Genomic DNA, 23,301 nt, shown 5'->3' with positions numbered 1-23,301 from the left:
ACCATCTCCTCTAACATCTGATCGATTTTATCCAAATTACTGTAGATTAGTTGCCGCAGAAAATATTCCACCAGCGACTGTGATTGACTTGATGCGCCTGTATCCATGCACGTTGTGGTCGACTTGGGTTGGGGCGTGCATGGGAAAGCGCGGCTTCCTGCACCAGGGCGACATATTTTTCCTGCATCGCCGTAATCGTTGGGAAGCGCCCAAGGGAAATCCGTGCGTTATGGGCAAGCTTCTGCCTTAGTGAAAGGTCGCCGGCTACACGGCCCAAAGCCGCTGCCAGAGCATGGACATCACCGGGCTCGAAGAACAGGCCGCTTTGTTGGTCTCGTAATTGTTCGGATATGCCAAAGACAGGGGTCGTTACGATTGCCAGGCCGGAATACATCGCCTCCTGAATGACGCGAGGGAAGCTTTCCAGACGCGATGTGAATACCATACCGTCTGCCGCACCATAATAGCGCCAGACTTCCGGCGTCTCTTTGATGATGGAGAGCCTGTTCCTCAGATGTTCAGGCAGACGATCGGCCATGGCGTGCAGGGCACGGCTGTAATTGCCATCGCGATCGCCGACGATCACGAACCGGCAAGCGGATGCGGAAGCGGGCAGCAATTGCAACGCGGCGACCAGATCCTGTTGCGACTTGCGTTCGCAAACCGTGCCCGGCAGCACAAATAACAGGTCGCCCGGTCCCACGCCAAGCTTCGCCCGCTCCTCCTGCCGGTCGTAACGGCGCAATTCATCGGCCGCATGCTTGGCGTTGAAGCCATTATAGATGACCGAAAGATTGTCCCGAGGAGAATAAGGCGCGTATAAATCACGCGTCGATCGGGCAACGAAAATATTTCGATAGCTTTTCGCAAATGCTCGCCGCGCGAGATCTACATGGGCAGCCCCATATCCTTCCAGATGGCTGAACGGGGCTTCGCTTTCATGAATGACCCACAGCGCAGGCAAATCGAGCATCTGCGCTGCCACAACGCCCCAATGCGCAACCACGGTATTGGCAAGTGCCACATTGACACCCAGGCGACGCATCTCGTCGATGATAGGGGTCAGGACCGATTGCAGTTCTTCTTCGCTTTTGGCGCCAAACACCCCGACATTGGTTTTGACGATGACCTGACATCCGGCAGCCTCGAACTCGGCTCGGAGCGGACCTTCGACCAGACTGAATATGACGACGTGCATCAATCCGCCACGCGCCAGTCCGCGTGCGATGTCGAGCAGTACATAGGGCGCGCCTTCATAGTTCAGATTGTGACTGAACAACGCTATGGTCAAAGGCGCCCTGATGGGTAGATCTGGAAGGACGGTATGCCTGACTGGCTGGAATTCGAAACTATCCTGGGACAGGTTGCGGTTGAAATAGGGATCGGTCCAGTCCGCATAACGACGGATGAAGGAAACTTCTTCGGATATTTTGTCGTTGCCGCGCCCGCGCCCGCGAGTAATGCCTTCATAATGATATAGTTCGGCTGTCGGAACGCAAACATGCCGCAACCCACGGCGGCTTAGGCGAAAACCATAGTCGCAATCATTATAGGCGACGGAAAAATCGACGTCGTCGAACCCACCATCCTTCAGGAACAGGTCACGGGGGGTCAGCATGCACGCAGCCGTGACCGCAGCATAGTTCCGCACGATATGGTCCTGCGCATGGTCACCGATGGAGGTGCGCCCTGTCAGCTTGAAGGCGGGCGCCGGCAGAACACCGTCCAGCAGGTTGTGGATCAATCCGCTGTGCTGGACCTGATCATTGGCGAAATATAATTTTGCGCCAACCGACCCTATGCCCGGAAATTGGCCCCATCCTACCATATGCGACAGCCATTTGGGTGCGATCACTTCTGTGTCGTCATTCAAAAACAGAAGATAGTCGCCATCGGCCTCCTTGGCGGCGGCGTTGTTTACATAGGAATAGCTGAAACCTGATAGCAGTGACGGTATCCGCAATATCCTGATCTTATCCCTGCCGCGAATTTCGTTCAGATAGGCAATGGTCTGAGGTTCGTCGCTGGCATTGTCGATGACTATGACCTCGTAATTGTCATAGGTCGTCAACGGCAGGGATTCGATGCAGCGCTTGAAAACCGCGAAATTATTCTTGGTCGGGATCAGGATCGATACTTTTGGTCCCGTGTCCGGGAAGTCGATATGAAATGCAAGAACAGCCAATCGCTTTGCCCATTCGGGCCGGAAAGGCTTACCCTTGATGCCCAAAGCAGACAGATGATTGTGGATCATCGCAACGGCACGGGATTCTAGTCGACCGATGTCGTCTGCATCGACTGCCGCAATCCGATAGAGTACCCGTTCGCAACGCCCCGTGGACAATGCGGGTTTGCGGGAAAGATTCAGCCAGACGGACCAAAGGTCGACTGCATCGAATGTTCTTACGGGGAAATCATTGGGCAGACAGGCGAATTTGACTGCGGCACGACCGATATAGTCATTTGCAATCAATGTTTCGGGTGACCAGCCAGGCTTGAAAAAAGGCGTCAGCGGATCTGCTTCGCTAAAGCGTTCGGCCTGGTCCGCATAGACCAGATCACATGATTTATTGGCTTTTGCAGCCAAGGCCATTTCCGCCAAAGCATCCGGCGTCAACTCGTCTCCGGGCAAGAGCGGGAAGACATAGTCATTGCCTGATCTGGCCAGTTGGGTCAGGTCTTCGCCATCCAACCACTGGATAGGCTTCTGTCCAAGCTGGCGCTGGAATGCGGCTTGCGCATCTGAATCGACATCGTCGCCCAGTATAGCTACCTGCCAATTCGGATAAATTTGCAAACGCAGGCTGGTCAGAGTGACGATGATTTGCGGTGAGGCGCCAGCGGGCACCAGAATATGGAAAAAGGGCAGGCTCATGCCAGCACCTCCGCGGTTTGATAACCGGGAAAGGTCATGCCCTCCCTGTCGAAACGGTCAGGTTGCGCGTCTCCTTCAGGCCAGCTCAGGCTGGAAAAGCCCAGGGCGGTGGCGCGCCATAGGGATACGCTGCCTTCCGTCCAGCATCCGTCTTCCAGGGCTTCGCCCAGATTACTGCCTTGTCGGCCGATCAGTGGCTTGACCGCGCCGCCAAACACGTCCTCGAACAGATGTTCGCGCAGCCCATCGACGACTTCAAGCCGAGGTGTTGCGCAAAATTCAACTAGCGTTCCGATGACTTCGGCAGAATGAGGCGGTTGCCAATCCAGCAGTTCAGGATAGCTGCTTGCAATCGCATGCACGAAATCAAGCGCGCCTTCGCGCAGGGCATTCAATGTATGGCCTGTGCGCGCAGAGATGTCGCCCGGTAGCATGACCGGGCGTGCGACGCCGTTCTCATGTTCGAACGAGGCGATGCTGCCATGAGTTGCCGAACAGAGTAGTTCCAACATTTGAACATATTTGACGATGGGATCGCTCGACGCTCCCTTACTGGGCAGAAAAGCGTCATAGCGAAGACCCCGATCCAGCAGACCTGACACTTCGGGCCAAGTAACCATATACAGGCCATCCAGTTTGTTGCCTGTCATGTCGGCGATGGCGCGCTGGGTTGTGCCGCGATAGCCTATATCGACCAGGGCTGCGCCCGGCGACGTGATGCCGGTATCGGCCAGGTAATCCCGGTAGGCGGCGGCATGTGCCATGCATCGGGCCAGGATTGCGCCGGAACATGATTCCAGCAGTCGATGCATCTCCTTGTCGGAGCGGGCATTGGTAATGACCCGGTCCAGATCCTGCGCGCTAACCGGCAGAGCATCGATTTCGGCATCCGACAAAAGAAACCGCGCAGCCATGAACTGGCGCAGGGGCATTGGAAAATGATCGACGCTCGCGACAGCCAGGATGTCGTCCAGGTTGCTGATGCCGGCGGCGCGGCATACCCGGCGGGACGCCAGCACATAACGGGACGGCGGCAGGTCGGGGCAGACAGGGCGTAGTGCTTCATAGGCTTCACGCAGGTAGAAACCGTCTCTTGATGCGAAATACAGGCAACCATGACCAAATTGCCGCGATTTTTTTGCAAGATACTGAGCAAAAGCAAGCAGTACCGGACCCAGAGCCTGTGCCCCCGCTGTCCGCACGATATCGAGAGTAGAAGGCGTACTGACATGGAGAAGGGCGTCGCGATGTATCAGTTCACCCGCGATGATGGACTGCCAGAGGCCGGTCGGGTTCGATATATCGCTGTTGAACCACGCGCGCAGCGTGTCGGAAGGCGACATCGCGTCACTCTTCTCGATTTGAAGCGCAAGCATGCCGACGCTTTTCGGCATGGCGACGTCCGAATGCGGGTTGTCGCCTATATGAAGGACTTCGCCAGCTATCAGATCATTTTCGCTCAGCAGCAGTTTGAACATGCCGCCATAATGTTTGGTACCACCGATTTCAGAGGAAATATAAAGTTTACTATACCCGATCACGCCAGCCTTGGCCAGAATGGCTTCCACGGTGTCGCGGTCGAAATAAATGTCGGACAGCAGATAGACGGCGCGACCTTCCTCCAGCGCGGTGCGCAACAAATCGATTCCGATCGGTTTGGCTTCGCAGAAAGTGATTTCCAGTTCACATTCATGCCGTGCCAAGTCGGTGCAAACGGCAGCGGAAAGGCCGGTTAATTGTGAAAAATGATCCCAGATTTCCACCATGGTGATTTCCCGCATACCCGCGATCTCACGGGCATTGCGTTCGGCCTGTTTGCGGACTGCGACAAAGTTGGAAATCTGCGGCGCCTTTTGCCGCGCAACGACATCTAAAAGTGCAAAGATGGTTTCCGGCCTGCCTGACCGGCGCTCGACCAATGTATCAAATATGTCGAATGTCACCGCTTTGACGTTGGGCAGATATTTGCGGATCGTTCCCTGTGCGACCTCCGACGGGCTGCTGAGCGCGAGCGGGGTGCCGAGTTCGCGGGACAACAACGCGATACGCTGTTCGTTCAGGGCATTGGCGCCGGCCCAATCGGCGACTGCTATGTCGGCGTCCGGTTCTGCGTCCGGGTGTGGAACCCGTCGCTCACTGCGACCATATTGCAGGAAATGAGCCAACGGTTCACTATCCGGGGCGATATCGGAATATTTCTTGCGGTAGAACAAGGGGTCGAAATTCGGACCGGGCTGCAATCCCAGCGCCGAACCGGAAGCGAGATAGTGGCGCAACGGGCACGTGTCCGTATCGAACCTGTCCTGATATTTCTGACGATACCAGTCGCCGGAGAAATAAGGATTGGGATTGCGTCCCTGTTCACGCCATCCACACAGGATGAAGTGCATCAGCGGCTCCATCCCGGTTTCCCGCACATCGCCATTATGCTGCAAATAGTAGCGGACATCGAAATAGGGGGAGGGGTTGCGTCCTTCCTTCCAGCCCCAGTTTACATAATGGTCGAGTGGTTCGACCCCTGCTTCCTTGACATCCAGATAGGTGTTCAAATACCATTCCGCATCAAAATAGGGGTTGGGCCTCGTTCCTTGCCGCCAACCGCCGTTGGCGTAGTGCGAAATGGGGTCGATGCCATCGTTCGTGTCCAGATAGGCATTGGCATACCATAGTGCATCGAAATAGGCGGATGCCCAACGGCCTTCGCGCCAGCCATGACGCGAAAAATGCTCGAAAGCGTCCATTTCGGCAGCTGCTACGTCAGGGTAGCGATTAAGATATTCGGTAATATCGAAATATGGCCATTTCATCGATGGACGCACCTCTGTAAGCGATTTCGAATAAAGTCCCAATGATTTACGAAGGAAAGCATGTTTCTTTATGTGCTTTCCAATGAAACGACGAATACGATATGTGTGGCGGTTCATCAATATTCTACCGTTTTAGGATCGTGTGATTGATTAAGCCTATAGATTATTATACAATTCCAATGCTGAGTTGACATCATCATATATTGTTGCATCACCCTTGTGCAAAATGACAGCTCTGTTGCACAGACTTTGAATGACTTCCGGGCTATGGGATGCAAGAACAAGTGTGCGATCGGCACGTTTTTCGAACAATTCATAATGACATTTGCGTTGGAAATTCTGATCCCCGACAAGGATGATTTCGTCGATCAGATAGCAATCGAACTCGATGGCCAGCGACAGCGCAAAAGCTAGGCGTGCTCGCATGCCTGAAGAATAGGTCTTGACCGGCATGCGCAATTGCCGCCCCAATTCAGTGAAATCTTCAATGAACATTTTCATATCAGCATAATCACGCTGATAGATTCGAGCTATGAAGCGGGCGTTGTCGTAGCCCGTCAGGCTACCCTGAAATCCTCCAGCAAAACCCAGCGGCCATGAAACGGCCATTTGACGCGTCACTTTGCCGGATGTGGGCATTTCGACGCCACCGATCAGCTTGATCAAAGTGGTTTTGCCCGCGCCATTGCGGCCCAGCAACGCCACGCGGTCGCCGGGAGCGATGTCCAAGTTTACATTTTTCAGAACGTGCTTTTGTTCCGAACCATGTTTGTAACTTTTACAGACGTTGCGACAGATAATCATTCGACCGACAGTTTCCGCCTTACCCGACGACATAATCCAAGGCCCACGGCAGATGCGATGAGCGAACAGGCGATCGGATTCCAGATGTTATAGTAGGCTGTGACTTCTTCGCCCCAAATGCCTTTTCGCATCATTTCCATACCATTCACAAATGGCGACCAAGCCAGAAACTCCCGCATATCGGGCGTCAACCATGACGACATGGTGAACAGACCGGAAAATGGGATCATCACATAGAGGGTGGCCGGCACAAATTTTTCGACCACTTCGGACATTTCGGAAAGCGGAGCGATGACCAGGCACAAAGACAGACAAAAAAAGGCGTATATCATCCAGCCCGCAATAAAGAGTCCAATGTCCGTCGGCACTGGAAATTCATCGAAAACGATCAATACGGCTGCAACTAGAACATAGGCCATCAAACTTCCTAGAAATTCAATGGCAAACCGCGTGAATATGAAATCTACAATCTTTATTTGTTTGTGATATAGAAGACTGCTGTTGACCGTGAAAACAGAAATACTTCTGGTAATGCTGTGCCGGAACATCGTGATCGGGATATATCCGGTCACGACAAAGGCGACGATACCTACGCCATGTTCTTCCGGTCCCTTGGTCAGGCGCCATATGGTCGCAACCAGACCGGCAAAAAGCAGCGGTTCAACCATGACCCACAGGAAGCCGATATTTTCCCGACCGAAACGGGTCGTCAATTCGCGGATCATCAGCGCATGGATCACGCGCAGTTGAACCGACCATCCATCGCGCAAATCCTGCAAGGTGGTTTTAGCCATGGTCAGTCTTCCGGCGCGTGTTCTAGAACACCGACCAGGAACATCCAGGCGATGAAATAGAGGCAGGTTACTGCCGCAAACACGATCAGGATATTCATCAGACGTTTGGGCAGCAACGGCATGTCGGGGGTGTTGGGACCGACGACCCGTTCCAGATAGAATTGCTGGCGTTGCGCTTCGGCACGAGCCTGTACCAGGGCGGCATTGGCCGCTTTCAGGCTTTCGGTCGAAAACTCCTGCTCGACAAGCAGGTTTTCATAACCACCAAGCTTGGATGCGATGCCGCGGCCATTGCCCACGACACGGCTGTCCTGCGATGCGATCTGCACGGATATCGCATTGATGCGATTGCGCAGCGCGGGAATGGAGGGGTTATTCGGGGTCAGGCGCTGCATCAGATCCAACTGGGCCTGAAGCGCAGCGCGTTCGCCGATCATGGTGTTCGCGATTTCCAGCACGCCCACCGCCTGCTTGCTGGGATCTATCAGCGACTGGGCATTACGATACTGCGCCAGCGCAACGCGTGATGCGGTTGCCCGCTGCATGGCAAGGTCGACCTGCTTCTGGGCTTCCACGATGGCCTTGCTTTGCGCGCGGCCGCTGAGCCGATTGACCAGGCCTTCGCTCAGATCCAGCAATTGCTTGTTGATGGTGAATGCGTCCTGCGGCGTGTAGGCTTTGACCTTGATGGTCGCGGTGCCGGTTTCGCTGTCCATGCGCGCTTCGACCATCTTGCCATAATAGCGGAACAGGCTTTCAAAGCTGTCGCCGGCCAATGGCTGCGGGAAGCGGGACAAAATATCCGCCTGCGAACTGGCGAACTTGTCGCGAACGGCAATGTTGCGCTCCAGCGCCTTGAGCGCGTCGCGCGAGCGGACATAGGTCAGTACCTCGTTGGTCTGCTCCTGCCCGCCCGACAGGCCAGTGGTCTGTACCAGATTGGCCAGGGTCGATACCTGCGATCGTTTCTGATCCGGACTTTTTATGACGAAGCGTGACTCCGAAATATAGATATCTGCCGCGATTAAGCCGTAATAGATCGCCGAAAGCAGCGTTGGCAGAATAACGAACAACAGAAACCAACGCCGTTTTCTCAGCCATCGCGCGAGTGCGGAATGGCTTACCGGCTCTTCTGTTTCCACGGGGATCGGGGGATTGGCGTTCATAAGTCTGTGCAGCACCTTGAGGAACCTAGGCTGACTTGCGCTAGGCGAACATGGGCCAACGTGCAAGGCCAAGCGGTACAGAGTGGTGCGACTGCGAGAGGAACTATTGTCCACCCTTCCATCACGATGCTAAGGCGTTGCGCTGACAAGCCGCCAGCCTTTCGAGAATATCATCGATGCAAATCAAGAATAGCATATATCTGGCTCTGCTCGCGAGCCTCGCAGGCTGCGCCACGCTGCCTTCCAGCGGCCCCACCGGCCGACAGATCGAAAAAAGCGCGACTGCGCCGGTCAATGGGCCACCCATTCAGCTGGTACAGATCCACGCCGTGGCCGACATCCCCGCCGCAGCGGAAATAGCGTCGCCGACATCCCTGCAATCGGAACAGGCGCCTTCGCCGACCGACATGGTGGGGCCGGGTGATATATTGGACATCAATATCTACGAAGCGGGCGTCACGCTGTTTGCCAGCACCGCCACCAACAGCGCGCTGACGCAGATGACCAGCAATCCCGGTGTCCAGGTGCAGAAACTGCCGCCGACCCGCGTGGATGATAATGGCGACATCGCCATTCCCTATGCTGGCGCGCTGCACGTCGCAGGCCAGACGACCGGAGAGATTGAAGCGACGATTCGCAAGGCGCTCAAGAGCCTCTCGCAAAATCCGCAGGTTATCGTGACCATGGCACAGGCCATCACGAATTCGGTCATCGTCGGGGGAGAGGTCGCCAGGCCGGGCCGCCTCGTTCTTCAGACCAACCGTGAAAGCCTGTCCGACGTCATCGCCCTTGCCGGTGGTTATCGCGGCAATTCGAAGGATTTGATGGTCCGCATCATGCGCGGGACCAACAGCGTGGACGTGCGCGTCAACGACATGGTCGAAAATCCGGCGCTGGACGTGCGCATCCGTCCGGGCGACCGGCTGATGCTGGTGGACGATCCGCGCACCTATTCCATTTTGGGCGCATCGGGTCGGGTGGAGCAGGTGCCCTTCCGTCGTTCGTCCGTATCGCTGGCCGAAGCCGTGGCGACCGCTGGCGGCACCAATCCCAATCTGGGCGACCCCGCCGCCATCTTCCTGTTCCGTTACATCAAGGATGCCGAAGGCAAGGAAGTGCCCCAGGTCTACCATCTCAACATGATGCAGACCGGCTCTTATTTCCTCGCCCAGAAATTCGTGATGCAGGACAAGGACGTCCTCTATTTCGGCAATGCCGCCGCCAATCAGCCCAGCAAGGCCATTCAGCTGATCAGCCAGCTCTTTTCGCCGATCTTCACCGTGACGAGCGCGGTTTCGGTGATCCAGAACAGCAACAATTGATCGAAAAACAGGGTCGCACCTTTCAGGAGAATATATGGAAGTCCAGACCTACGATATCGCGGGCGTCACGTTGTTGACACCTCGCCATATCGGCGACGAACGCGGCTATTTTGCGGAAACCTTCCGCGCGGATATCTTCGCCAAGCATATCGGCGACTACAGCTTCGTGCAGGACAATGAATCCCGCAGTGCGCGGGTCGGCACGATCCGCGGTTTGCATTTCCAGAGCGAGCCTCATGCGCAGGGGAAGCTGGTGCGCTGCACCGCGGGCGCGCTGTTCGACGTGGCGGTCGATATCTGCGCCGGGTCGCCCACCTATGGACAGTGGGTCGGCGAGAAGCTCACCCCCGAAAATGGCAAGCAGTTGTGGGTGCCTCCGGGCTTCGCGCACGGCTTCTGCTCGCTCGAACCCGATACCGTCATCTGCTACAAGGTGACGGGCAGCTACTACAGCCCCGAATGTGACAAGGGCCTCGCCTGGGACGATCCGGCGATCGGTATCAAGTGGCCCGACGTGGCCGACGCCGACACCCTTTCCGCCAAGGACCGCAAGCAGCCGGTCCTGGCCGACCTTCCTGCCTATTTCAGCTGGAGCAACTGACCCATGCGCGTAATCGTCACCGGCGGCGCCGGCTTCATCGGCTCTGCCCTCGTCCGCTATCTGGTGCTGGAAAAGGGCTATGACGTCCTGACCATCGACGCGCTGACCTATGCGGGCTGCGAAGCGTCGCTCAAGGAAGTGGAAGGCAAGAACACCCACCAGTTCCTGCACGCCAATATCTGCGATCGCGCCGCCATGGATGCCGCGATCATTGGCTTCAAGCCTGACCGCATCATGCATCTGGCCGCCGAGAGCCATGTCGACCGCTCGATCACCGGCGCGGCCGATTTCATCCAGACCAATGTGGTCGGCAGCTTCACCCTGCTGGAGGCCGCGCGCGCCTATTGGAACGGCCTTGAGGGCGACGCGAAGGCCGCCTTCCGCTTCCTCCATGTCTCGACCGACGAAGTCTATGGCTCGCTGGGCGACGAAGGCCTGTTCGAGGAAACCACGCCCTACGATCCCTCCTCGCCCTATTCGGCGTCGAAGGCGGCGTCCGATCACCTCGCCAAGGCGTGGCAGCGCACCTATGGACTGCCGGTGGTGGTGTCCAACTGCTCGAACAATTATGGGCCGTACCACTTCCCCGAAAAGCTCATTCCGCTGACGATCCTCAATGCGCTGGCGGGCCGCAAGCTGCCGGTATACGGCAAGGGCGAGAATATTCGCGACTGGCTCTATGTCGACGATCATGCCCGCGCGCTGGACATCATCATCGAACGGGGTGAGCCGGGCGAAACCTACAATGTCGGCGGCCGTAACGAGCGCAAGAATATCGACGTCGTGCTGCGCATCTGCGCGGTGCTGGACGAACTGGTCCCGACCGACAGCCCGCGCGCCGATCTGATCGAATATGTCACCGACCGTCCGGGCCATGATGCCCGCTATGCAATTGACGCGACCAAGCTGGAAGATGAACTGGGCTGGAAGGCGCAGGAGAATTTCGACAGCGGCATCGAAAAGACCGTGCGCTGGTATCTGGAGAACGAGTGGTGGTGGCAGCCGCTGCGCGAGCAGTATGACGGAGAGCGCCTCGGCCTCGACAAGACTGCGAAGGTGCCCGCATGAAGATCGCCGTCACCGGCACGACGGGGCAGGTCGTCACCAGCCTCATCGAACGGGGAACGGCCGCTGGGCATGAGGTGATCGCGATAGGTCGTCCCGATCTCGACCTGGCCGACCCGGCCTCGGTCGTGCGCACGCTGTCGGCAGCGGCGCCCGACGTCATCGTCTCCGCCGCCGCCTATACGGCGGTGGACAAGGCCGAGGGTGAGAGCGATCTCGCCCATGCCGTCAACGGCGCGGGTCCGGGCGCGGTGGCGCAGGCGGCCAAGGCGTTGGGCGTGCCGCTCATCCATATCTCGACCGACTATGTGTTCGACGGGACGCTGGACCGCCCCTATGTGGAAAGCGATCCGACCGGCCCGACGGGCGTCTATGGCGCGTCGAAACTGGCGGGCGAACAAGCGGTGCTGGACGGCCATGACGATAGCGCCATCCTGCGCGTGGCATGGGTCTACAGCCCGTTCGGCGGCAATTTCGTCAAGACCATGCTGCGCCTCGCGGGTGACCGCGACGAGTTGGGCGTGGTCGGCGATCAGGTCGGCAATCCGACCAGCGCGCTTGCCATCGCGGACGGCATCATTCAGGTAGCTATCAATATGGTAGCCGATAGTAGCCCCGAACTGCGCGGCACCTTCCACATGACCGCACCGGGCGAAGCCAGCTGGGCCGATTTCGCGCAGGCGATCTTCGCGGCTTCGGCGGCGCGCGGCGGCCCGACGGCATTGGTGCGGCCGATCGGCACGGCCGATTATGCCACGCCCGCCACCCGGCCCGCCAATTCGCGGCTCGACTGCGGCCGCATCGCCCGCGTCCATGGCGTCACGCTGCCGGATTGGCGCACGTCGCTGGACGATGTGATGGATCGCCTGCAACCGGCCACCAACTGATTATCTTGAGGGACTATAAGAGCATGAGGGGTATCATTCTTGCCGGGGGCAGCGGCACGCGCCTCTATCCGATGACGCTGTCCACCTCGAAGCAGCTCATGCCGGTCTATGACAAGCCGATGATCTATTACCCGCTCAGCACGCTGATGCTGGCGGGCATCCGCGAAGTGCTCATCATCTCCACACCGCGCGACCTGCCGGCGTTCCAGTCGCTGCTGGGCGACGGTTCGGCCTGGGGCATGACCATCGAATATGCAGAACAGCCCAGCCCCGACGGTCTGGCGCAGGCCTATATCATTGGTGCGGATTTCGTCGGCAACGAACCGTCGGCGCTGATCCTGGGCGACAATATCTATCATGGCCATGGCCTGCCCGAAATCCTGTCCAGCGCTGCGTCGCGGACCAGCGGCGCCAGCGTCTTCGCCTATCATGTCAACGATCCCGAACGCTATGGCGTGGTCAGCTTCGATGACCAGATGAAGGCGCTGACGATCGAGGAAAAGCCGGAAAAGCCGCAATCCAATTGGGCGGTCACCGGCCTCTATTTCTATGATGCGCAGGTCGTGGATATCGCCGCGAACCTGAAGCCCTCGCCGCGCGGCGAACTGGAAATCACCGACGTCAACAAGGTGTATCTGGAACGCGGCGAACTCAACGTCGAAATCATGGGCCGCGGCTATGCCTGGCTTGACACCGGCACGCCCGACAGCCTGCTCGACGCCGCCGATTTCGTTCGCGTCCTCGAAAAGCGTCAGGGCTTCAAGATCGCCGCGCCCGAAGAGATCGCCTATCGTCAGGGCTTCATTGATGGGCCGCAACTCGAACAGGCAATCGTCAAGCTCGGCAAGTCGGATTACGGCCGCTATCTGCGTGCGGTGCTGACCCAAGGCTGAGCTTGCTTGACCCCTGCCCCATGGCGACGGATAGTGACGGGATACTGATGCAAAAATTCACCCCCCATTATGTCGAAAAACCATGGGGCCGGACCGACCTTCCGCCGATCTTTGCCGCTGCCGGCGCGGGGCGACAGATTGGCGAGGTCTGGTTTGAAGATGCTGACGGCCGCGACCTGCCCTTGCTGGTCAAATATATCTTCACCAGCGACCGCCTGTCCATTCAGGTGCATCCCAACGATGCGCAGGCGGTGGCAAAGGGGCTGCCGCGCGGGAAAGAGGAAATCTGGTATATCCTCGACTGCGAACCCGGCGCCACGCTGGGCATCGGCCTGACCGCCCCCATGACCCCCGACCAGTTCCGCGCCGCGGCGCAGGACGGGTCGCTGGAACAATGGATCGACTGGAAGCCGGTGAAGCCGGGCGACTGCTATTTCATCCCGGCGGGCACCGTTCATGCCATCGGCGCGGGCATCACGCTGGCGGAAATCCAGCAGAATGTCGATGTCACCTATCGCCTCTATGATTATGGCCGCCCGCGCGAACTGCATCTGGACGATGGCGTCGCGGTCAGCCGCCTTACCCCCTATGACCGCGCCCTGAGCGAAGCGCCGCTTGGCAGCGAGGGCCGCCTGATCGGCGCCGATGAAGCCCCCTTCTCACTCGACCTCGTCCAGTGGACGGAGGACCAGAGCGTCACCGTTCCCGACGGCAAGCAACTTTGGTTCACGCCCTTGAGCGGTGCGGGCACGGTCAATGGTCTGGCATGGGAAAAGGGCGACTGTCTGCTGCTGGAGGGCGACTGCGCCTTCACCCTGACGGCAGGGCCAATCTTGGCGCTCCTCGCAATCCCGCGCTGAAAGGCGGGCGGCGACGCCATGGGTGGGGGCGAGCTCCCCCCCCAAATTTCATCGTTATCCCAGCGGAGGCTGGGATGTAGATTCACGTTTGAAGTGCAACATGTGATTGATGTCGAGAGAATGCCTCAGCAGGTGTTTGGAAGTCGAGACATTTGCGAGGTGTATGATTGTAGCGCTGGAGTGCATTGATGATGATGGCCTGATCGGTTGCATCAAGGTTGGTTTTGCGGGGGAGGTTTCGTCGCAATCGGCCGATAGCATTCTCGATGCCGCCTTTTTGCCATGGAGCGCGAACGTCGCAGAAGAAGGTTTGAATATCGATCTGGGCTGCGAGTTTGTGATGCAGGGCAAATTCCGGGCCGTTGTCGAAGGTGATGGTTCGCCGCATGGCCGGTGCCAATGATCCCAGCATATCGGCAAGATGATTTGCGGTTCGTTCCGCCTTTCGATCCTGCAGTCGATGGATGAGGGTGAAGCGTGAGGTTCGTTCGTGGGCGACGAGGATAGATTGGCCATATTGGGCAAAGAGCATGAAGTCTGCCTCCCAATGCCCCGGGCTCGCGCGGTCGTCAGCCTGGGCGGGCCGTTCCCGCAAAGACCGGCGGTTCTTGATGATATCGACCATGCTGCCGCCTTGACGGGCGTAGCGACCTCGCCGGTGCTTGGCGCGGGGCAGCAGGCGATGCCAGTAATCTTTCTGCGCGACACGATGATAGATGAAGCGGTATATTGCCTCATGACTGATGAGGGTGCGACCATGTTCGCGCGCCAATCGGCCGGCGATCTGTTCGGGGGACCATCCCATCGCAAGGCCGTCTCTCACTCGGTCGCGCAGGCCCGGTTGGCGTTCCAACTTGAAGCAACAGTCCCACCGCCTTCGTCGCTGAGCCAGTTGCTGGGCGCGAACAGGTTCATAGCCGCCGGGCCAGACCTTGGTCTTCACACTGTTCCGCCGCAATTCTCGGCTGATCGTGGACGCTGAGCGGCCCAGATGCACCGCGATTGACCGTCGAGATATACCGGCTGCATGCAGCCGGTATATCTCGATCCGCTCCTCAAGGCTGTGCTGGCCGTAATCGTCTCCCATCGCAACACCATCCTAGCAGGTGTTGCACTTGTTCCGTGAACTCAGGGGATCTCAGGCAATGACGCGCCAGCCCCACTGAAATGCCAGCTTGCGCTGGCATGACGCATAATAACTACATCATTTTCACGCAAAAATATCAGCAGCAAGTAGCTGATTACAAAGGGAAATAGGATACTCCCCGTTCAAACCGAACACAATTATCCAAAAAATACAAGGGTTCTCAACATGTTACAGATGGTCAAAAATACCTATCTGTCCAACTCGCTGTCTCACTAACAGCATATCCCGCCTGCCATCAGGCCGGCACGCTGTAATCCCGCACCAGCGCCAGCGCCTGCCCATTGAGCGTCACTGCCCGCTCAACACTGTCGCTTTCGGTGTAGCAGCGCAGCTCCGGCGCATTGCCGCTCGGCCGCAGATGGATGATGTCGCCGCCCGCAAAATGGATGCGAAGCCCGTCGGTCCGGTCGATGCCGTCCGCGGCGCCCGCCAGATCGCCAAACATCGCCGTCAGCCGCGCCAGGATCGCATCCTCTTCCCCCTGCTCCAGATGCGCGATCAGCGCCTGGCTCTGTGCCGTGGGATAATTCTGCAACCGCTCGCTGAACGTATAGCGTCCGGGCAATTGCGCCTGAAGCGCCGACAGCGTGACCCCGCGCCGCTTCGCATCGACCAGCACCGACAGGATCGGCAATACCGCGTCCCGCGTCGGCAGCGCGCCCAATGTCCGCCCGTCCAGCACCACCGGCGTCGCCAGCAGGAAGCCGCCATTGGCTTCATAGCCGCACACGCTGCCCTGCCCCTCGTCGACCAGCGCGTTCATCGCCTCGATGACGAAGGGCGACCCGATCCGCGTCCGCTCGACAGCGCTGAACAGGCCCGACAGTTCGACCGCGCTGTTGCAGCTGACTGGCGTCGCGATCGCCGCGATGCCCAGCGCCCGCGCGCACAATATGCCCAGCACGTCGCCACGCATCCATGTGCCGTTTTCGTCGGCCAGCAGCGGGCGGTCGCTGTCCCCGTCGGTGGACAAGATCGCGTCCAGCTTCAGCTCCGCCGCCCATTGCCGCGCCAGCACCTGATCCTTTGGCCGGACCGCCTCGGTATCGACCGGGATGAAGCGATCGGCGCGGCCCAGCGACATGGCCGTGCCGCCCAGCGCAGTGACCAGCGCGACCAATATGTCGCGCCCCACCGCAGAATGTTCGTAGATGCCCAGTGTCATGCCGCGCAGCGCGTCGGCGCCAAAGGCATCGACATAGCGCGCGATATAGGGGGTGGCGACATCCACCACCGGCTGCGCAGACGCTGCGTCCCTCAACATGCCTTCATCGTCGAACAGGTCGGGCAAGGCCACATGCTGCGCGCGGATCGCCATTTCGTCGGGCTTCAGCACTTCGCCGTCGGTGCGGTTGAACTTGATGCCGTTGCGGTCGTCGGGGATATGGCTGCCCGTTACCATCAGCGACGGGATGCCCTTTGCAAAGCCATGGGCGGCCACGGCAGGTGACGGCACGAAGCCGCAATGATCGACTACCCCGCCCCTATGCCGCACCGCCGCGGCGCAGGCCGCCATGATGCGCGGGCTGGACGGCCGCAGATCGCCGGCGATGGCGACATGGGTGCCCGGCGCGAACTGGCCGATATCGGCCATATGTTGCAGGAAGGCGGCGGTATAGGCGAAGCAGACCCGATCCGTCATGGCGCTCACCAGCCCGCGCGCGCCACTGGTCCCGAACGCGACGCCTGACTGCGCCATCAGGTCGGCGATGGAAATATGCTGCGTCATGACCCCCCGGCTGTTCAGTTGCGGCGCAAAGATGAACTATCTTAAACGCGGAATATGGAGCTATAAAGTCTGCCATTGCGTACGGAATGGCAATGCCGATCCTGTTGATGGATATCAATTCGAACGATTCCAAGCGATAGACCACAATGTCATCATGGCAGCGGCGTCAAGAAATTTACGGGTGATCGGGCTCATATGAGAACCCAATTCCGCTTCTATCCTTCAGTCGCCATAGCCTCCATCAATCGGATCTTGGTTATGCCTGAGATCCTAGAATGCGGCGTCAGTTCTGGCAGACACCTGTACATAATGCTGCATCATCCGCCAAACCGGCAGCGGCCACTTGACTGTCATGCTTCGGCGCGCAAACCCCGCCTCGAGGCGAAGTGGGTATAAGGATAGCAACGTGGACGGAACGCAATGCGACAAGGTTTCGGTATTCGTCTGTGGCGCGCAAAAGAGTGGTACCACGAGCCTCTACGCCCATTTTCTGGAGCATCCCGAGCTACAGTCTCCGGATCGTAAGGAAATCCATTTCTTTGATGATGAGGCGACCAATTGGGCAGAGCCCGATTATGAGCGGTTGCATGACCATTTTGCCGGACCGGCGAATGGGAGACTGCGCTACGATATAACGCCAATTTACCAGTTCTGGCCCGACGCGCTTGACCGGATCGCGGCGTATAATCCCGATGCCAAACTGATTTTCCTGTTCCGTGATCCCTTCGAACGAGCTTTGTCGCACTGGGCTATGGAATTTGCGCGGAATGATGAGCATCTCGATTTCAGGCAGGCGATCCGTGATGGGCGTGAAAGGTTACGCGACCTGCCACGAAACGCACCTGCTTGGCGCGTATTCTCCTACTTGGAACGTGGCCTTTACGGACAGCAGGTCACCGCCGCATTGCGGTTATTTTCACGCCAACAACTGTTATTTCTGCGCGCAGAGGATCTGCGCGACGATCATGCAGCCACACTGGAGCATATTCGTCTTTTTCTTGGGATTTCACCGTTTCCTGACACTGGGCCAAAGCGGGAGCATGGCCGTTATGCAACGCCTGGAGCCAAAGGGGCTGACGCTGAAGATCTGGAGCATGTCGCGAATTTTGTTGCAGCCGACATGGAATGTTTCAAGCAATTGTCTGGCCTGGATATTTCAAAATGGCCTACGCAGAGTTCGACTATCTCAAAGCCGGTCGTGAATATGATCAGGCAGAAAGACAAGCGGCCGAATATCCTGATGATCGTGGCTGACGATCTGAACAGCTGGATTGGCGCACTGGGAAGGCATCCCGACGTTAGAACACCAGCCATAGATAAGCTTGCCGGACAGGGTACTTTGTTTACGAAGGCCTATTGCGCCGCCCCTTATTGCAACGCCAGCCGCATGGCGACCTTCACAGCTTGCCTGCCGTCGACCACCGGCATTTATCACAACGAGAATTTTTGGGAGCGAGCCCAGCGTCCGCAAACCGCAATCGAACTACTTAAAGCCGCCGGATATCACACCTTCGGCGCGGGCAAGGTATTTCACGGCATGTTCGATTACGCCACGGCCGGGCGGGATATCTTGAAGCGCGCTGCCTGGAATGGCGTGGAAGAACGCGATCATCTGTGGGACCAGTTTACATCATGTGTTGCGGAGCCTTTACCGACGGAAAGGCCACTCAACAAACTGCATGACTTCAGCAAGTTTGATGAGGTTCCGCCCTTCTATCACCATTTCGACTGGGGGCCTCTCGCTGACGATCAGGAAGCGCTGATGCCTGATGAGAAGGTCTGTCAATCGGTATCGGATTTCCTGCTGAGCGCACCGGACAAGCCATTTTTTTGCGCCGCCGGGATCTACAAGCCTCATTTGCCTTGGCATTTGCCGCGGCGGTTTTTCGATATGTATGACAAGGAACGCATCGCGCTGCCTCTGGTCAAGGACGGCGATCTCGATGATGTGCCAGACCAGGCGCGTGCATGGGCACTATCGCCAAGGGATCATGAACTGGTCACCTCCAACGGGGTCTGGCGTGATGCTGTGCAGGGCTATCTGGCAGCGATTTCCTATTGCGACTGGATCGTTGGCCGGATCGTCCAGACGCTGGAGCGTAGCGAACATGCCGATAACACGATCATCGCGCTTTGGGGCGACAAGGGCTTTCACCTCGGTGAAAAACTTCATTGGCGCAAATTCGTATTGTGGGAAGAAGCGACCCACGTGCCGATGCTGATTGTGCCGCCCAAGGGACATATCGCGCACCCTATTGCGATGAACCCGTTACCCTGATTGACCTTTTTCCTACTATCTTCGCATATTGTGGAATGGAGATGCCAGCTGCGATGGAATCTCGCAGTCTGCTTGATGCGATCGAAAAAGGCCGCTTTCACGGGAGGCCCGTGGTTAGCACTTGGGGCCGTGGCAATCATTCGTTACGCCATGGGCCATGGCGTTATTCCACCTACGCATCTGGTGGCGAAGAACTTTACCATCACCCATCCGATCCAAAAGAATGGACGAATTTGGCAGAAGAACGGACACCTCGAAAAACCCGTGGCGCCTGAGGGCCTGAAGTGATTCACTGCCTTTGCGCGATAGCGGAGGCGATGATGGCAGGGCAGCCGGGTTTCTTCGATCTTTCGGACCGATATGAGGCATTGAGCGCTGCGGGCGATCCGCTGGAGCGTCTGGCGGCCGTCGCCGCGCTGCGCCGTAATCCTCGCGGCAAGGGTGGCCGCCCGCCATTCGACCCGGTCCTCATGTTCAAGATCCTCGTGCTGCAGGCGCTCTACTCGCTTTCTGACGAAGCGACCGAGTTTCAGATCAAGGACCGCCTCTCGTTCCAGCGCTTTCTGGGGCTAGGCCTGGATGGCACGGTGCCCGATGCGACGACAGTGTGGCTGTTCCGGGAGCGTCTGGTGAAGGCCAGGGCCATCGACAGGCTCTTTGCCCGCTTCGATGCCGCCCTCACGGACCGGGGCTACCTCGCCATGGGCGGGCAGATCATCGATGCCACCGTTGTACCCGCCCCGAAGCAGCGGAACACCGAGGAGGAGAAGGCGGCCATCAAGGAGGGCCGGATACCCGAGCGCTGGCAGAATAACCCTGCGAAGATCCGGCAAAAGGATCGCGATGCCCGCTGGAGCGTGAAGTACGCCAAGGCCAAGGTGAAGGAAGGCGCGGACCCCAAGGCCTTTAAGCCGGTCGATCTGGCCATCCCGATGTTCGGCTACAAGAACCATATCGGCATCGACCGGGCGCATGGCCTGATCCGCACCTGGGATGCCAGCGCTGCCAATGCCCACGACGGCGCGCGATTGCCGACGCTGATCAGCCGGGGCAACACGGCTTCGGGCGTATGGGCCGATACGGCCTACCGCTCGAAGAAGAACGAGGCCTTCCTCGCCACAGGCATGTTCACCAGCCACATCCACCAGCGCAAGCCGCACCGCCGAGCGATGCCTGAGCGTATTGCACGCGCCAATGCCAAGCGGTCCGCGGTCCGCTCCGCCGTCGAGCACGTCTTTGCCGGGCAAAAGCACCGCATGGGTCTGGTGGTGCGCACCATCGGCATTGCTCGTGCCCGTATCAAGATCGGCATGACCAACCTTGCCTATAACTTCCAGCGCCTGGCCTGGCTCGAGGGGCGAATTGCGCCCGCGTGACGCCAAAGACGGCCTGTGAAGGCGCCGCACCGACGAAAATCAGCAGATCAGCCCCCGAAACCGAGGCTCATACTTCCCTCTTGAGCCTTCAAGCCGCCATCATGCCGAAATCAGACGGTTCTTCGAGGTGTCCGAACCGCGATTTAAGAGGCTGTTTGGGAAATCGGCGGCAGGGGTTGTCATAGGCGTATCTGCGTGATTCAGGCTCTGGATGTGGACGCAGCAGAGCCGGGGGCGGATGGCCCAGATTGCGAAGAAGACGAAGCGTTATCCCAGTGACCTGACCGATGAGGAATGGGATCGCCTTGCGCCGTTGATGCCCAAGCCGGGTCGTCGAGGCCGTCCCCGCGAGGTGGATTTCCGCGAAGTGATCAACGCGGTCCGCTATCTGGTGCGATCGGGGTGTGGTTGGCGGATGCTGCCGATCCATTTTGGCGCCTGGCAGACGGTCTATGGCTGGTTTCGGGAGCTGGCACGCAGGTTCCTGTTCCAGACGATCCACGACATCGAATTGATGTTGGACCGAGAACGTGAGGGGCGAGAAGCCAGCCCCAGTGCGGCGGTCATCGACAGCCAGTCGGTCAAGGCGCCTTCCGCAGAAAAGCGCGGTTTTGACGCAGGCAAGAAGATCGTCGGTCGCAAGCGGCATATCGCAGTCGACACCGATGGACGCTTGCTGATGGTCAACCTCACTACCGCCGATATCTCCGATAGTGCAGGCGCTCAGGCGATCCTCGATGGCATCCGCAAGCGCTGGCCGTGGGTGAAGCATCTCTTTGCCGATGGCGCCTATGATCGCCTCAAGCTCATGGACAAGGCCAGCTACCTCGACTTTGTCGTGGAGGTCATCCGTCGAAGCGATCGCCAGCAGGGCTTCAAGGTGCTTCCGCGCCGCTGGGTCGTCGAACGCACCTTCGGATGGATGACCCGATGGCGCCGTCTGGTCCGCGACTACGAAAAGCGCATCGACGTCTCACAGGCGATGATCCTCGTCGCCATGGGTGGAAACCTACTACGCCGAAACGCTCATCCCTGATTTTCCAAACGGACTCTAAGAGCATAATGGAATATTTGCGTAAATTTCTTCCATATGAAAAATCGGAATAATATTGATAGATAATTACATATGTAAATTCTCTTTGGTTATGCTTTCAGCGATATGTGATTTTTGCTTATACTCAGGCTTAAGCCAATCGCGTGTTGACATCACATATATCGCCAATTCTTGCCGTCACATGTCACATTTACACGGGTTGTTCCACCGCTCGCGGCTATGGCGCGATACGTCGGATTATCTGCAGCATCGACAGCAAAGAACATCAGGCCCGACCGTTCAGATTGGCATGTCGGCAACTCGGCTACTTTGGCGGAAGGAAGCTTCACACCTTGTGCCGGCTGCATAATTCCCGTGGAAGATAGATCGCCAACGCCGCTCAATGTCAGCACCGGTATACTCGCGCTTTTCCCTGTCTTTTGTAATACGGTCAACGCTGTCGGAGCATTTTCATAGGTATTGACCAGATTTATTTCAGCTGCTCCACCGCTCAGATTGCCTTGAATGGCAAAGCCGGGCTGTGGTGTGCTGGGGGCGATGCCTTCCGCCGTGTTGACCTGTGCAGCGAAGGCGCTGCCGGTGATCTCTACGCCCGAAAAATCTATCCCACGCGAAATACTATATTGTGTGCCCTGAGCGCCGGAATAAGCACCAATCAACGTGCCATTGCGTTCGACAGGAAAATAGCCGCCATAGGGAGAAAATAAAATTCCTGTACGACTGTGAATCTGGGGTGAAGATGAGGACAGGCCGATCGCGGCATCCCATTGAAGACCGGCGGCCCGATCGTCTGCGTTGTTTACATTACTGTTCCAGATTTTGATGCGTGGGGCTGCGCCAGCCTCGACCGTTATGTTCGATTCAATACCTATTACGGCATCCATGTGTCGGCTTTTGTTTCTGTTGACCCCCTGGGCGATTGCGCCCTGCAACTCTCCTCTGCTGATAATGACAGTGGCTCCTTCAGTTGCGGGACGGGTAAGTGGCGGAGAAAATTGAATGATACTCCCGCGTATCCCGTCCGCTACAACTTGCTGATATGCGGTGCCTGAAACGCTGTCGATCAGAGCGATCGTCAACATGTCGCCCTTGCCGATGCCTGACACATCCGTCACACGGATGCTCGTTGCTCCGGCGCTAGCGTCATCGCTGATTGATGTTGAAAATCCTCCATCCCCTGCAATTGCTTCTGCGGTAAAAGAACCCCCGACATAGAATCGTAGCTTATTTGATGGTGCTGTAGGTTTTTGGAGAATTGAATATCCTTCAATTGCCTGGCGAATACCGGATGCAGCCGACCCCCCATAAGTCTGCTCCACCTTCAGGCAGTTTTTAATCGGAAATGTTGCGACAATAGCCTGTGTGTCAATGCAGGCGAGGCTATGGTCTACCGTGGCGCCATGAACTGAGCCGCCAGATGTACGGGAAAGGCGCAACCCCTCTGATGTGGTCGCAGTCTCTTGCAAGGGGGGAGGAGACTGACACAGCGCAGCGCCATATGATATAATGAAGAAAATGGGCGTAGCAGAAACTGCAAGAAAATGGCGCGTCGTCATGATACCTCCGTGAACCGCTCAATTTTTCCTGACGATGCCTTGCTACACTTGAGAGTGAAAGCGATACAGGGAGACCCTCGGAGCTCC

General features: G+C 57.8%; 18 protein-coding genes. 10 read left to right on the top strand and 8 right to left on the bottom strand.

Features of this window, described 5'->3' with window-relative positions; all coding sequences use genetic code 11:
• Positions 1 to 46: 46 nt before the first annotated feature.
• The 5 genes from HH800_RS21380 to HH800_RS21360 are packed head-to-tail and all read right to left on the bottom strand — an operon-like array spanning position 47 to position 8,446.
• Positions 47 to 2,875: a glycosyltransferase gene (locus tag HH800_RS21380; RefSeq protein WP_169862266.1), complete on the bottom strand. Its 2,829-nt coding sequence runs from the start codon at positions 2,873 to 2,875 to the stop codon at positions 47 to 49.
• Positions 2,872 to 5,799: an HAD family hydrolase gene (locus HH800_RS21375; protein WP_169862264.1), complete on the bottom strand. Its 2,928-nt coding sequence runs from the start codon at positions 5,797 to 5,799 to the stop codon at positions 2,872 to 2,874. The genes HH800_RS21380 and HH800_RS21375 overlap by 4 nt, the downstream gene beginning before the upstream one ends.
• Before the next feature lie 39 nt (positions 5,800 to 5,838).
• Positions 5,839 to 6,486, bottom strand: a complete 648-nt coding sequence (locus HH800_RS21370) for an ABC transporter ATP-binding protein (protein ID WP_069335426.1) — start codon at positions 6,484 to 6,486, stop codon at positions 5,839 to 5,841.
• Complete coding sequence (locus HH800_RS21365; protein WP_069335425.1) at positions 6,483 to 7,280, bottom strand: ABC transporter permease; 798 nt, start codon at positions 7,278 to 7,280, stop codon at positions 6,483 to 6,485. The genes HH800_RS21370 and HH800_RS21365 overlap by 4 nt, the downstream gene beginning before the upstream one ends.
• Before the next feature lie 2 nt (positions 7,281 to 7,282).
• On the bottom strand, positions 7,283 to 8,446 hold the full coding sequence (locus HH800_RS21360; protein WP_169862262.1) for a capsule biosynthesis protein: 1,164 nt from the start codon (positions 8,444 to 8,446) through the stop codon (positions 7,283 to 7,285).
• 176 nt (positions 8,447 to 8,622) lie between these two features.
• Here HH800_RS21360 and HH800_RS21355 point away from each other — a divergent pair, with 176 nt between their 5' ends.
• The 6 genes from HH800_RS21355 to HH800_RS21330 are packed head-to-tail and all read left to right on the top strand — an operon-like array spanning position 8,623 to position 14,074.
• On the top strand, positions 8,623 to 9,768 hold the full coding sequence (locus HH800_RS21355) for a polysaccharide biosynthesis/export family protein (RefSeq protein WP_069335423.1): 1,146 nt from the start codon (positions 8,623 to 8,625) through the stop codon (positions 9,766 to 9,768).
• A 34-nt stretch (positions 9,769 to 9,802) separates the two neighbouring features.
• A complete protein-coding gene (gene rfbC, locus HH800_RS21350; RefSeq protein WP_069335422.1) occupies positions 9,803 to 10,369 on the top strand; it encodes a dTDP-4-dehydrorhamnose 3,5-epimerase in 567 nt (188 codons plus the stop codon).
• A gap of 3 nt (positions 10,370 to 10,372) precedes the next feature.
• Positions 10,373 to 11,437 carry a dTDP-glucose 4,6-dehydratase gene (gene rfbB / locus HH800_RS21345; protein WP_069335421.1) on the top strand — a complete coding sequence of 355 codons (1,065 nt, stop codon included), beginning with the start codon at positions 10,373 to 10,375 and terminating at the stop codon, positions 11,435 to 11,437.
• A complete protein-coding gene (gene rfbD, locus HH800_RS21340) occupies positions 11,434 to 12,321 on the top strand; it encodes a dTDP-4-dehydrorhamnose reductase (protein WP_069335420.1) in 888 nt (295 codons plus the stop codon). The genes rfbB and rfbD overlap by 4 nt, the downstream gene beginning before the upstream one ends.
• A 23-nt stretch (positions 12,322 to 12,344) precedes the next feature.
• On the top strand, positions 12,345 to 13,214 hold the full coding sequence (rfbA, locus tag HH800_RS21335; protein WP_069335419.1) for a glucose-1-phosphate thymidylyltransferase RfbA: 870 nt from the start codon (positions 12,345 to 12,347) through the stop codon (positions 13,212 to 13,214).
• A gap of 20 nt (positions 13,215 to 13,234) precedes the next feature.
• A complete protein-coding gene (locus tag HH800_RS21330; protein ID WP_235681933.1) occupies positions 13,235 to 14,074 on the top strand; it encodes a class I mannose-6-phosphate isomerase in 840 nt (279 codons plus the stop codon).
• An 82-nt stretch (positions 14,075 to 14,156) separates the two neighbouring features.
• On the opposite strand, the gene HH800_RS21325 is transcribed toward HH800_RS21330, so the two are convergent.
• Together HH800_RS21325 and HH800_RS21320 are read right to left on the bottom strand one after the other, a co-directional pair.
• Entirely contained in the window at positions 14,157 to 15,161 is a 1,005-nt protein-coding gene (locus tag HH800_RS21325) for an IS30 family transposase (RefSeq protein ID WP_169862261.1), read from the bottom strand.
• 295 nt (positions 15,162 to 15,456) lie between these two features.
• Positions 15,457 to 16,950, bottom strand: a complete 1,494-nt coding sequence (locus tag HH800_RS21320; RefSeq protein WP_169862259.1) for a phosphomannomutase — start codon at positions 16,948 to 16,950, stop codon at positions 15,457 to 15,459.
• A 406-nt stretch (positions 16,951 to 17,356) separates the two neighbouring features.
• Between HH800_RS21320 and HH800_RS21315 the strand changes: the two genes are divergently transcribed.
• The 4 genes from HH800_RS21315 to HH800_RS21300 all read left to right on the top strand — a co-directional run bounded on the left by HH800_RS21315 (position 17,357) and on the right by HH800_RS21300 (position 21,640).
• A complete protein-coding gene (locus tag HH800_RS21315) occupies positions 17,357 to 19,228 on the top strand; it encodes a sulfatase-like hydrolase/transferase (protein ID WP_169862257.1) in 1,872 nt (623 codons plus the stop codon).
• A gap of 129 nt (positions 19,229 to 19,357) precedes the next feature.
• Positions 19,358 to 19,516 carry a hypothetical protein gene (locus HH800_RS21310; RefSeq protein WP_169862256.1) on the top strand — a complete coding sequence of 53 codons (159 nt, stop codon included), beginning with the start codon at positions 19,358 to 19,360 and terminating at the stop codon, positions 19,514 to 19,516.
• Positions 19,517 to 19,548: 32 nt separating this feature from the next.
• Positions 19,549 to 20,604: an IS5 family transposase gene (locus HH800_RS21305; RefSeq protein WP_169863388.1), complete on the top strand. Its 1,056-nt coding sequence runs from the start codon at positions 19,549 to 19,551 to the stop codon at positions 20,602 to 20,604.
• Positions 20,605 to 20,815: 211 nt separating this feature from the next.
• Positions 20,816 to 21,640, top strand: coding sequence for an IS5 family transposase (locus HH800_RS21300; RefSeq protein WP_125990377.1), 825 nt, complete (start codon positions 20,816 to 20,818; stop codon positions 21,638 to 21,640).
• A gap of 170 nt (positions 21,641 to 21,810) precedes the next feature.
• On the opposite strand, the gene HH800_RS21295 is transcribed toward HH800_RS21300, so the two are convergent.
• On the bottom strand, positions 21,811 to 23,214 hold the full coding sequence (locus HH800_RS21295) for a hypothetical protein (RefSeq protein WP_169862254.1): 1,404 nt from the start codon (positions 23,212 to 23,214) through the stop codon (positions 21,811 to 21,813).
• Between the last annotated feature and the right edge of the window lie 87 nt (positions 23,215 to 23,301).

Source organism: Sphingobium yanoikuyae, assembly GCF_013001025.1.
GTDB lineage: Bacteria > Pseudomonadota > Alphaproteobacteria > Sphingomonadales > Sphingomonadaceae > Sphingobium > Sphingobium yanoikuyae_A.
This window is presented reverse-complemented; position numbering and strand designations above follow the sequence as displayed.